The following is an 11,977-nucleotide window of genomic DNA, read 5'->3' as shown; positions in this document are numbered from 1 at the left end:
AAAAGCGAAACTTTTATACTTAATTTTTGTTTTTCACGTCCCTTTTTTGTATTTTTGTACGATGAAGTTGAAAGATGGTAGTGAACACGTTTCAGCCGTCTGGATATCTAATAAGTGTAACAGAATATTAACTAAAATAGATACTAATGAGATTTAACCTTTCAAGCACTGCATTGAGCAGCCGGTTGTTGACTCTCTCTCGAGTAATTAATAGTAAGAATTCTCTTCCTATCTTGGATTGCTTCTTGTTTGAAGTTCGTGATGGTCAGCTTACTATTACTGCTTCAGATAGTGAGAATGTCATGCGCGGAACATTGAATCTTGAGAGTTGTGAAGGCGAGGGCAATTTTGCAGTGAACAATCATACGATTCTTGATGCTGTGAAAGAACTCCCAGAGCAGCCATTGACATTGGATGTTAATTTGGATGAAATGAAGATTTATGTTACCTATCAGAATGGTTCTTATAACTTCCCAATTCTTGGTGCAGATGAGTATCCAAAGGCGCAGTCTGTATCAGATAATGCTACAACAATTACGCTTCAAGCTGAGAAGTTATCAGATAGTCTGACACGTTCACTCTTTGCAACAGCACAGGATGAGCTTCGCCCAGTGATGAATGGTGTTTACTTCGATTTGAAGGAAGATGGTTTGGCAGTAGTTGCCAGTGATGGTCATAAGCTTGTAAGAAATAAGATTTTCTCTATTAAGAGTGATTCTCCAGCATCATTTGTTCTTCCTAAGAAGCCAGCTTCATTGTTGAAGAATGTTCTTTCAAAGGATGGTGGCGATGTGATCATTCGTTTCGATGAGCGTTCTGCAGAGATTTCTTTTGCAGAAGGCAACCTCGCATGTCGTTTGATTGAAGGTAAATATCCTAATTATAACAGTGTAATCCCACAGGATAATCCTAATCAAGTTACGATTGATCGTAAGTCATTGATTGGTGCTTTGCGTCGTGTGTTACCTTTTGCAAGTGACTCTTCACAGTTGATTCGTTTCCATGTATCAGCAGGTTTGTTAGAGTTGAATGCTGAAGATATTGATTTTGCAACAAGTGCTAAGGAGAGTGTTACCTGTGAGTATGGTGGCAATCCTATGAGCATTGGTTTCAAAGGCTCAAGCATGCTTGACATATTGAATAACCTTGAGAGTGATGATGTTGTCATTCAGTTGGCTGATCCATCACGTGCTGGTGTAATCGTACCAGGAAGTCAGCCTGAGAATGAGGATATTCTCATGCTGATTATGCCGATGCTGTTGAACGATTAAGAAACAAGTGAGATAGATTTTATCGGGAGGATGGCTGTGTATCTTCTATATAGCCATTCTCCTTTATGATTATATATAGGATTATACACAGACGTATGAAACTGAATTTGACAAAGCCTTTGATAGTTTTCGACTTGGAAACGACAGGGCTTGACCTTGTAAACGACCGTATTATCCAGATTTCTTTTATCAAGGTTCATCCTGATGGAAAGGAAGAAAGAGAAAATATATTTATCAATCCTGAGAAGCCAATACCTGCAGAGGTCACGCTATTGACGGGTATTTCTGATGCTGATGTGGCTGATGCGCCAACCTTCAAACAGAAGGCTAAGGAGTTATCAGATAAGTTTGCTGGTTGTGACTTTGCTGGATATAATTCTAATCGTTTTGATGTGCCAATGTTGGCAGAGGAGTTTCTGCGTGCAGGTGTTGACTTTGATTTCTCAAAGTGCCGTCTGATTGATGCACAGAATATCTATCATAAGATGGAGCGCCGCAATCTTGCCGCTGCCTATAAGTTCTACTGTGGTAGGAAGATGGAGGACGACTTTGAAGCACATAAGGCGGATCAGGATACTGAAGCTACATGGCGTGTGCTGCAGGGTGAACTTGATATGTATGCTCCCGGCAATCAGGAAGAAGCGGATCGTGTATTGAATAACGACATAGATGAACTTGCAGAGTTCTCTCGTATGAATGACTTTGTAGATTTTGCTGGTCGTATAGTATGGTGTGACATGACTGATAAGGATGGTAACCAGTTGTTGGATGCTACAGGAAAGCCACGTCGTCATGAAGTATTCAACTTTGGTAAATATAAAGGTTGGGATGTTGCAGAGGTTCTGCGTAAAGATCCTGGCTATTACAGTTGGATGCTTGCAAGTGATTTTACTTATAATACAAAGCAGGTTTTGACACGTATTCGCCTGAGAGAGTTTAATAATAAGTAAGATAATGCTGAAAGGAAAGAAAATAGTTTTAGGCATAACAGGCTCTATTGCAGCGTATAAGAGTTGCCTTATTATCCGTGAGCTGATAAAGAGTGGAGCAGAAGTGCAGGTAGTTATTACGCCTGCTGGTAAGGAGTTTATTACTCCTATCACATTGTCTGCATTAACACATAAACCTGTTGTAAGTGAGTTTTTTTCACAAAAGGATGGTACGTGGAACTCTCATGTAGACCTCGGACTATGGGCGGATGCAATGGTTATTGCTCCTTGTACAGCTGCAACGCTGGGTAAGATGGCAAATGGAGTAGCTGACAATATGCTTCTTACGACTTATCTCTCAATGAAAGCACCAGTCTTCATTGCACCTGCAATGGACTTAGATATGTATAAGCATCCATCAACGCAGAAGAATATAAGAACACTGCGTAGCTTTGGAAATCATATTATTGAGCCAGGTAGCGGTTTTCTTGCCAGTGGTCTTGAGGGTAAGGGAAGGATGGAAGAACCAGAGAATATTGTTAAGGCTTTGGCGGATTTCTTCTCTACTTCATCGGAGTCGCAATCTTATATAGAAGATTTAAAAGGTAAAAAGATTCTTATAACAGCTGGTCCTACATACGAAAAGATTGACCCTGTACGTTTTATTGGTAACTATTCATCAGGTAAAATGGGTTTTGCTTTGGCAGAAGAGTGCAGTCGACGTGGTGCAAAGATTGTGCTTGTTGCTGGTCCTGTGAGCCTTACTTGTTCTGAAAGTATTCAGAGAGTTGATGTTGAAAGCTGTAAGGAAATGTATGAAGCAGCAGTAGGGGAGTTCCCTCATTGTGATGCAGCAATACTTTGTGCAGCTGTTGCTGACTTCCGTCCAGAAGAGATTGCAGAACAAAAGATTAAGCGAGTGGGTGACGATTTACTCTTAAAACTGAAGCCAACTCAGGATATTGCCGCAACTATTGGCACTATGAAAGGAGAAGGACAACGCATTGTTGCTTTTGCATTAGAAACAAATGAAGAAGAAAGCAATGCCCAAAGAAAGTTGGAAAAGAAGAATGCTGACTTCATAGTTTTGAACTCAACAAGAATTCCAGGTACAACTTTCCAAGCAGATGATAACCAAATAACGATTATCAACAAAGAAGGTAAGAAGAGTTATGCTAAGAAACCAAAGACAGAAGTGGCTCGTGATATTATTAATGAGCTTGTTTCTATTCTCTAATGGAGAATTATCTGCGCAAGAGCTAAATGCAAAGGTAACCGTGAATCATAATCAGATTCAGGGTACAGATGCTTCTGTCTTTGAGAATCTACAACAGACTTTAGAACAGTTTATTAATACACGGCAATGGACTCATTATCAGTTTCAAAGAAATGAACGTATAAACTGTAACTTTAATATTACAGTTAGCAAATATGACCCAAGTAGCAACCTCTTTACTTGTTCTGCTTTGATTCAAGCAAACCGACCTGTTTATAATGCAGCTTATAGTTCTACACTCTATAATAATCAAGATGGTGACTTTAATTTCACCTTTGCTCAATTCGATCAGATTGAGTTTAATGAGGAGAATATAGATAATCAACTGACGGCTCTGATAGCTTATTATGCTTATCTTATCATAGGGTTAGATTTAGACTCTTTTTCTCCTATGGGTGGTGATGATATCCTACAACGCTGCATGGTTTTGACGAATAATGCACAGAATCTTAACTTTACGGGTTGGAAAGCTTTTGATAATTCACGCAACCGCTTTGCTATTATCAACGATTATCTTGATGGTGCTATGAAGCCTTTCCGCCAATTGCAGTACGATTATTACCGAACAGGTTTGGATGAAATGGCTAATAATGCAGAACGTGGTCGTACAAATATCACGTCAGCTTTGGAGAATGGATTAAAGAAAGCACATGAGAATCGTCCAATAAGTATGTTACCACAAATATGGACAGACTACAAGAAGGACGAGTTGGCTAATATATATAAAGGCAAAGGAACACAAAAAGAAAAAGAATTGGTCTACGATATTCTCTTTGGTATCAATGCCAGTCAGAATATTACATGGGATAAAATAAAACAATAGTAATTTTTTTGTAGGACACAGTTATCCTCTGCCTTAACTTCAATTATTATAATTGACAAATATATGCTGAAACATCTATATATTAAAAACTACACGTTGATTGATCAATTAGATATTACTTTTCACTCGGGTTTCTCGGTTATTACTGGTGAAACAGGAGCGGGAAAGAGTATTATCTTGGGTGCAATTGGTTTGCTGTTAGGCAATAGGGCTGATAGCAAACAGATAAAGAAAGGAGAAAAGAAATGTACAATTGAGGCACATTTTGACCTTTCTAACTATGGGTTTGAGTCCTTCTTTGAGGAACAAGATATTGATTTTGAACCTGAAGATACAATTGTTCGTCGTGAACTAACGGCTACAGGAAAGTCACGTGCCTTCATTAATGATACACCTGTATCGTTACAAATGATGCGTGCATTGGGTGAACAACTTATAGATATTCATTCACAGCATCAGAATCTGTTGTTACAGAAGGATGACTTCCAGTTGAATGTTGTGGATATTATCGCTCAAGATAGTAAGGAACTGGCTAATTATCGTTCGGCATATCAAGACTATAAAGAAACTGAAAGACGTCTTTCAGATATGAAAGAGCAGATTTCCAAAGCACAGGAAAATGAAGAATTCATGCGTTTTCAGTTCAATGAGTTGGACAATGCTGGTCTAATTGAGGGCAGACAAGAAGAACTTGAGCAAGAAAGTGAAACGCTCTCTCATTCAGAAGATATCAAAACAGCTTTCTACGAGGCTGATAATCTGTTGAGTGATGATGACAACGGAGTTCTTCGAAAGCTGGGCCAGAGTCTGGATAGTCTTGGAAATATTGAGAAGGTATATCCTAAAGCACAAGAACTCGTACAACGTTTGTCATCAGTACATATAGAACTGAAAGATATTTCAGGTGAGATTGGTAGTGAAGTTGAGAATATTGACTTTGACCCTTCTCGTCTGGATAGCATAAACCAACAACTTGACTTACTGAATACACTTGAACAGAAGTATCACGTTTTAACAGAGAAAGAACTCATCGAGATTCGTGATAACATTGCTGAACAGCTAAAGAATATTGATAATAGTGATGAAGAACTGGAATTACTTGAGCAAGAAGTAAAGACAAAACTCTCCACTTGTGAAAAGCAAGCAGAGAAGTTGACTGCACTTAGGCGTAAGGCTGCTAAGATTGTTGAGGAACAGATGAGTAGCCGACTTATTCCATTGGGTATTCCGAATGTTAGGTTTAAGGTTGATTTGTCACCAAAGCCTTTATCAATGGACGGTGCAGATAAGATTCAATTTCTTTTCTCTGCCAATACAAGTACGGCTATGAAACCTGTTGCACAGGTAGCTTCTGGTGGTGAGATTGCTCGTGTAATGTTATCGTTAAAGGCTATGGTAAGTGGTGCCGTGAAGTTACCAACAATCATCTTTGATGAGATTGATACGGGTGTTAGTGGTAAAATTGCCCAGAAGATGGCACTCATCATGCAAGAAATGGGTAATAATAATCGTCAAGTTATCTCTATCACACACCTCCCACAGATTGCAGCTTTGGGTAGTTCACACTATAAAGTAGAGAAGGAGGAAACTGCAGAAGGGACACGCAGTCACATGCGTGAGTTGACCCAAGAGCAGCGTGTGAATGAGATAGCACAGATGCTTTCGGGTGCTGATATTTCTGATGCAGCTTTACAGAATGCTCGTGAACTATTAGATTTAAGTAAGAAGAAATAATAATACCTTACTAAAAATATTCAATGAAAGAAATAATGAACATGAAACTGAAAACTTTAATTTTGACCATTGCCCTTATATTGGGTGTTTCTACTAACATTTCTGCTCAACCTGGTGCGATTAAGAAGGCTGCAGATGCAGCTTTTACATTGACAACCTTTAAGGCAGATGGCAGTATTTTAGCAACATCTAATGGTGTATGTATTAGTACTGATGGTGTTGCTGTAAGCCCTTGGAAGCCCTTTATAGGAGCAGATAAAGCTGTTATTATTGATGCTAAAGGACAGAAACACGAGGTGGATTGCTTGCTTGGTGTCAATGAGATTTATGATATAGTTAAGTTTCAAGTGAGTGGTAAGACTATTGCTGCTCCCTTGGCAACAACAGTTTCTGTAGGTGATGAAGCATGGATTACACCAATGCCAAAGAGTGGTAATGCCGAGAAGGCTGATGTGTCAAGTGTTGAAAAGTTCATGGATAAGTATAATTATACGATTCTGAAGTCTTCAGCTACTGACAAGTTGAATGGTGCTCCGGTATTTAATGCTAAAGGACAGGTTATTGGTTTGTTTAGTTCTGCTGGTGAATCACAGAGTTCAACAGATGCAAACTACCCCAAGGACTTTGTTGTTAAGGGCCTCTCACAGAATGATATCACTCTTCGACAGAGCAATATTCGTATAGGTTTACCAAACACAGTAGAGGAGGCTGTTGTTGCATTGATGCTCTCTTCAGAGAAACCTACTAATATACATGAAGCTATTGTCAACGAATTTATTTCAAAATTCCCACAAGCAAATGATGGTTATTATGCTTTAGCGAATATACAAGTTGCAAAAGGTGAGTTTGCTAATGCGGATAAAACAATGCAAACGGCTATTAGTAAGGTGACTGCAAAGGATGAAGCACATTATAACTTTGCTCGTCTTATTTATCGTAATGCACTTATTCAAGAGTTTGCTGAAAAGACAAAGTCTGTGGGATGGACATTGGATAAGGCTTTGGATGAGATAAAAAAGGCTGAAACTACTAAAGCAAACGATGCTTATCGTCATCTTCAGGCACAGATTATCTATGCGAAAGGCGATTATGCAAAAGCTTATACGGAGTTTGAAACATTGACAAAGACTAAGTTTAATAATCCAGAACTTTACTTAGAGATGGCACAGAGTCGTCAGCATTTGGGAGCTAATGATCAGGAGATTCTCGACTTACTTAATAAGAGTATCGAACTTTGTGACACACCATATGTATCTACGTCTGCACCATATTTCTATACACGTGGTCAGCAATTAGAGAAGATGGGAGAATATAGAAAGGCTGTACAGGATTATTATACATATGAATATTTTAACCAAGGACGTCTTGGTGCTGCTTTCTATTATATGCGTGAACAGTGCGAGGTGGAAGGACGTATGTGGCAGCAAGCTTTGCAGGATATTCTCATTGCTTCACAACTTGATCCTAAGGAAGCCTTATATCCAACAGAAGCAGGTAGCCTTTTGTTACGTTTAAACAAGGTTGATGCTGCTATCAGTGCTGCTCAACAGGCAATTCAACTTGATGCCTCTCAGCCTGATGCTCATCTTATTCTTGGTATTGCACAATGCGAAAGTAAACAGAAGGAAGAAGGTCTTAAGAATATTCAAAAGGCTAAGGAACTTGGCAATACACAAGCTGATACCTTCTTGCAGAAGTACAAATAAATTTACCAGATAAGTTTATTGTCACGAAATTTGGGGGAATGGAATTTGGTAGAATCGAATTAAATCTGTACCTTTGCACCCGCATGATGGTTCCGTAGCTCAGTTGGATTAGAGCAACAGCCTTCTAAGCTGTGGGTCTTGGGTTCGAACCCCAACGGAATCACTGAGTGTTATAAGAGGAATATTCGCAAGGGTATTCCTCTTTTTCTTTTGATTATCAATGTGATATAGCGTTATAAATTATATTTTTAATATGCCTATCCCCACTAAATATCGGGTCAGTCCTAAAACCCAGTTGCAAGCCTATCCTCTTAAGCACACAATTTCATAAGCCTATATAAAAAGAAAGGAATATCTGTGACTCCTCTGAACTGTGCCCTGAATGCCTTAACCTTAGCATTGAATGACTCGGCATTTGCATTCGTAGCTCTGTTTACAAAGAAATTGAGTATGGTTTGATAATGATTTTCAAACGTGTCAATCACTGTGTAGAAATTGTCCACTCCCAGCTCTTCAACCTCATTAAACCATTTTGCCAGCTTCAGCCTTGCAGCATCCTTGATGCTCTTGATGTTATAAATATCGGTAAGTTTCATAGCCAAGTCATATGCCTTTTTCAGTGTCGGATAATGTTCAAAGATGATTTGTGCCCTACCTTTCTGTGTTTCAGTCCACTTGGTCTTGTGCTTGGTCAATATGAACTTTGCTCTGGCGAGCAACTGCTTACGCGTGTCACCATTGCTGTATCTAAATGGTATATATTCCTTTCCCTTACTTTTAGCTTCTTTTATCTCCTCATTCTCTTTATCTCTTGCCATCCATCGGTAAGCGATACGCATGTCATCCAGAGCATCATAATATAGTTTCTGTACATGAAATCTGTCATTGGTAATAAGTGCTTTGGGAAAAACAGAGCGGGCTATACGCATCATAGAAGATGATAAATCGAGTGTTATCTCTTTGACAGTCTCCCGTTTAGAAAGGTTTATCGTCTTGAGAATTTGGATGACGTCCTCAGCCTTGGTCCCTTTAACCACAGCTACCAAAGTCCCTTTTCTGCCCTTTCCCGCCTTGTTGGTCAGAAAAGTATAAACCTCGCCACTACTTAGACAGGTCTCATCAATACTTAGATTCTCTCCTATGTTGTCTTCAAACAATAGCCAGTCTTGAGCATGATCTAACTGATCCCAGCTACGATAATCACTGAGATGTTCCTTGTACTGTGTGGATAACAGCTTGCCATTTACGCCATAGTGAGCACCGATACTTGCGATGCTCTCTGCAGTGGACTCAATTCTATTCTTTTAAAAAAGAAACGAACTCGGGGGATAGTTTACTGCCCTCAGCCGTCAAATCATCATATGAATAAGTAAATATCTCTCCGTTGGAACTGTCACGCCATTTGCGACGGCGAACATGGAGGTAAACTGCTTTGCCACGAAGGGGGAAGTCCTGAATAACACGCTCGCTGGTAAAACCATAACTGCTTACGGTGCCTAACTTATGGTCTGACTTTTCCATAAAATTACGCTCGTCAAGCCAAAAATCAAACTGAGAAACACTCTCTTGAATATCGACCACATCAAAGTAGTCGGCAAGTACATCTGGAAAGATGCAACGTAATAATTGGTGACTCTTCATGATGCAAAGGTAATAAATACTTATGAAATTATGTGCTTAAGAGGGTAGACTTGCAACTGGGTTTTAGGACTGACCCTAAATATCTACTGTCCCGGTTTTAACCCAAGTTTAACCGGCAAAATTATTTTTCATAAATTTTCGGGATGTTTTGTGTAATATCAATTTGATAAATGGTTGATAATCAAGTATAGGGTATTGTAACGAGGAGTAAAATCTGATTTGTAGGACACAGCCATATCAAAAATATTTTGTTACTTTGCACTCATGCACGCAAATGTACAGACACGATTCAACCCTGCAACAGGCGACATGGCTCCTTATTATCGCATCAAGGAGTCATATCGTGATGTGCAGGGTCATGTACATTCGCTAATTCTTTTGAACATCGGGTTCGAACCTTCACTTACTGCTGTACAGGTTCGAAAAATTGCATACGCTCTTACCGAACGCTTCAAAAACAGAAGTACACCCTCGCTTTTCAAAGAATACCTTGACGGTCTTACTCCTATTGAACAGGCAAAGGCTGACGAATGGTGGAGCCGTATGGAGAAAGAAGGTGGAATCGATAGGTTTAATAAGGAAGAGCAGAAGTCGCTGAGAAAATATGAGAACTATATTGACCTTGAGACGGCAAACTATACTGACGCAAGGAATGTTGGTGCAGAGTGGCTCTGCAAGCAGACAATAGACAAGCTACAATTAGAGGGTTTTCTGCGCAAAAACGGGTGGACGGAGAATGCAATACACACGGCTTTGTCAGCATTGATTGTTCGCACGGTATATGCTGTTTCTGAACGTTCATCTTATTATTATTTGCGCGATAACTCGGCTGCCGCTGAACTTTATAGTGGAGTTCCTGGCTGGACACCAGGAATCAATTCTCTGTATAAAATCACTGACAAATTATATGAACTAAAGGAACAGTTAGAGCGTCATTTGTGTAGCGTTACTGACGCTCTCTTTAATATAGACAACAAGTTGATACTCTTCGACTTAACCAACTTCTATTTCGAGGGTAGTAAGCGTAATAGTGATAAAGCCAAGTTCGGTCGTTCAAAAGAAAAACGCTCTGACTGTAAGCTACTTGTACTTGCATTATGTATCAATAAAGAAGGTTTTATACGTTATTCTTCTATCTTGGAGGGTAATACAGCAGACCCCAAGTCTCTGCCCAATATGATTGATACGCTGGCAAAGAGGAATCCATCACGAACAAAGGATACGCTCGTTGTCATGGATGCAGGTGTTGCCACGGAAGAGAACTTGGAGTTAATAAAGAAAAAGGGTTACAATTATCTCTGCGTATCCCGTACGAAAATGAAAGACTATATGCTCAGTGATGATAATAAGAGCGTTACGATAATGGATGCCCGTCGGCAGAAGATAACGCTGAAAGAGGTTAAGACAGAGGATGATAAGGATTATTATCTCGAAATAACATCTCCTTCAAAGCTATGACAGAGTCGTCCATGAACAGGGTTTGGAGAGGGCGTCTTGAGATGGAACTGCAGAGGATAAACGAAGGAATCTCCAAGAAAGGTGGAACAAAAACCTATGAAAAGGTTGTTGAACGTACAGGACGTGCCATACAGAAGTACCCTTCTATAGCGAAGTTCTACCAGATAAGCTACATAAAAAATGAGAAGAAGCCCAAGCAGATGCTGCGTGTAGACTGGGAGATAAAAGACCTCTCGGAAATGGAATCTGGACATGGAGTCTATTTCCTCCTCAGCAATGTCAGGACACTTTCTGAGCGTGTGACATGGGAATACTACAATCTCATCCGTGAGATAGAATGTACGAACAGACAACTAAAGAATGATCTCAACCTCCGTCCTATCTATCATCAGAAAGATGAGCGAAGCGACGCACACCTCTTCTTCGGTTTATTAGCCTACTGGGTGGTAAACACTATCCGTTGTCAATTAAAACGAGAAGGAGAATCCTGTTACTGGACCGAGATAGTACGACGTATGAGTACCCAAAAGCTTGTCACCACAAAAGGGAAGAATCCATTAGGTGAAACCATCGAGATGCGCCAATGTAGTAGTCCTTCGAAGCAAGCAAAACAGATATACGATAAGTTGAACTTAAAACACTCACCATTCAAAAAGAATAAAATTTGTAGGACACAGAGCACATAAGAAAAACGAGGAAAGTACGCTGACAGTAACAATTAGGCGAAGGTGGGTGTTAAACTTGGGTTAATTTTATTTTGCTGTCACTTTTAACACTTCACATAAAGATGTTGCATTTCAATAATTTATAGACTCTTTTTGGATGACATCAATGATAGGAAAATATATTTTTAATAAATTGTTTTGTTCTGCAAACTTTATTCATTGTATCGAATAATTCATCGGCAATCCGCTCAATGCGGAGGGCTGGCTTGATAACGAAGATTCATGTAAGCGTTTGATTATCAGTAAGTATACCTTGAAATCATACAGAGATGCGGGTAAAATTCCTTATTCAATGATTGAACACAAGTGTTATTGCAAGGAGAGAGACATTACGGGTTTATTGAATGCTAAGATATCTGTTCTCCTCGAAATCAATGCGTCTTAAAATGAAGAAAATTCGTAACTATTCAGCGA

Annotated in this window: 8 protein-coding genes, 1 tRNA gene and 2 pseudogenes; 9 read left to right on the top strand and 2 right to left on the bottom strand. The window is 39.5% G+C overall.

What is annotated here, in order from left to right; all coding sequences use genetic code 11:
* Positions 1-146: 146 nt before the first annotated feature.
* The 7 genes from dnaN to J4861_RS08265 all read left to right on the top strand — a co-directional run bounded on the left by dnaN (position 147) and on the right by J4861_RS08265 (position 7,902).
* Positions 147-1,271 (top strand): DNA polymerase III subunit beta, encoded by a 1,125-nt coding sequence (gene dnaN, locus J4861_RS08295; protein ID WP_211817579.1) that lies wholly within the window; start codon positions 147-149, stop codon positions 1,269-1,271.
* 95 nt (positions 1,272-1,366) lie between these two features.
* A complete protein-coding gene (locus tag J4861_RS08290) occupies positions 1,367-2,221 on the top strand; it encodes a 3'-5' exonuclease (protein WP_211817578.1) in 855 nt (284 codons plus the stop codon).
* Between the two features lie 4 nt (positions 2,222-2,225).
* Positions 2,226-3,437, top strand: coding sequence for a bifunctional phosphopantothenoylcysteine decarboxylase/phosphopantothenate--cysteine ligase CoaBC (gene coaBC / locus J4861_RS08285; RefSeq protein WP_211817577.1), 1,212 nt, complete (start codon positions 2,226-2,228; stop codon positions 3,435-3,437).
* On the top strand, positions 3,415-4,299 hold the full coding sequence (gene porD / locus J4861_RS08280; protein ID WP_211817772.1) for a type IX secretion system protein PorD: 885 nt from the start codon (positions 3,415-3,417) through the stop codon (positions 4,297-4,299). Before coaBC ends, porD begins: the two co-directional genes overlap by 23 nt.
* A 63-nt stretch (positions 4,300-4,362) precedes the next feature.
* On the top strand, positions 4,363-6,033 hold the full coding sequence (gene recN, locus J4861_RS08275; protein ID WP_211817576.1) for a DNA repair protein RecN: 1,671 nt from the start codon (positions 4,363-4,365) through the stop codon (positions 6,031-6,033).
* A gap of 23 nt (positions 6,034-6,056) precedes the next feature.
* Complete coding sequence (locus tag J4861_RS08270) at positions 6,057-7,739, top strand: tetratricopeptide repeat protein (protein WP_211817575.1); 1,683 nt, start codon at positions 6,057-6,059, stop codon at positions 7,737-7,739.
* Between the two features lie 88 nt (positions 7,740-7,827).
* A tRNA-Arg gene (locus J4861_RS08265) sits at positions 7,828-7,902 on the top strand.
* A gap of 148 nt (positions 7,903-8,050) precedes the next feature.
* On the opposite strand, the gene J4861_RS08260 is transcribed toward J4861_RS08265, so the two are convergent.
* Both J4861_RS08260 and J4861_RS08255 read right to left on the bottom strand, forming a co-directional pair.
* Positions 8,051-9,034 (bottom strand): ISAon1 family transposase, encoded by a 984-nt coding sequence (locus J4861_RS08260; protein WP_428842164.1) that lies wholly within the window; start codon positions 9,032-9,034, stop codon positions 8,051-8,053.
* Between the two features lies 1 nt (position 9,035).
* A complete protein-coding gene (locus J4861_RS08255; protein ID WP_211813866.1) occupies positions 9,036-9,380 on the bottom strand; it encodes an ISAon1 family transposase N-terminal region protein in 345 nt (114 codons plus the stop codon).
* A 264-nt stretch (positions 9,381-9,644) separates the two neighbouring features.
* Between J4861_RS08255 and J4861_RS13570 the strand changes: the two are divergent.
* Both J4861_RS13570 and J4861_RS13415 read left to right on the top strand, forming a co-directional pair.
* Positions 9,645-11,524, top strand: a pseudogene (locus J4861_RS13570) (IS1634 family transposase).
* Positions 11,525-11,660: 136 nt separating this feature from the next.
* Positions 11,661-11,948: pseudogene (locus J4861_RS13415) on the top strand (helix-turn-helix domain-containing protein).
* Positions 11,949-11,977 lie beyond the last annotated feature (29 nt).

This window comes from Prevotella melaninogenica, assembly GCF_018127925.1.
GTDB lineage: Bacteria > Bacteroidota > Bacteroidia > Bacteroidales > Bacteroidaceae > Prevotella > Prevotella melaninogenica_C.
The sequence above is the reverse complement of the archived record's forward strand: the minus strand, read 5'-3'. Positions and strand labels throughout refer to the sequence as shown.